1 protein-coding gene is annotated in these 482 nt (G+C 65.6%); it reads left to right on the plus strand.

The window, feature by feature from the left end; translation table 11 throughout:
* Positions 1 to 482, plus strand: a 482-nt coding sequence (locus tag ACL02R_RS30070; protein ID WP_412800125.1) for a GTP-binding protein, incomplete at both ends; no start/stop codon positions are given.

Raw genomic sequence — 482 nt, forward strand, 5'->3', positions numbered from 1 at the left:
TCCGCGAAGATCGTGATCGCGGGTGGGTTCGGTGTGGGGAAGACCACGTTTGTGGGGTCGGTGTCGGAGATCAATCCGCTGCGGACCGAGGCCGTGATGACGTCGGCGTCCGCGGGGATCGACGATCTGACGCACACGGGTGGGAAGACGACCACGACGGTCGCGATGGACTTCGGCCGTATCACGCTGGACCAGGACTTGATCCTGTACCTGTTCGGTACGCCGGGTCAGGACCGTTTCTGGTTCATGTGGGACGACCTGGTGCGTGGTGCGATCGGTGCGGTGGTGCTGGTGGACACCCGCCGTCTCGCGGACTGTTTCCCGGCGGTGGACTACTTCGAGAACAGTGGCCTGCCGTTCGTCATCGCCCTCAACGGTTTCGACGGGCACCAGCCCTACTCGCCGGAAGAGGTCCGCGAGGCGTTGCAGATCGGTCCGGACGCGCCGATCATCACCACCGACGCACGCCACCGCGCCGAGGC

Origin of the sequence: Streptomyces sp. MS19, assembly GCF_047200595.1 — a bacterium.
Lineage (GTDB): Bacteria > Actinomycetota > Actinomycetes > Streptomycetales > Streptomycetaceae > Streptomyces.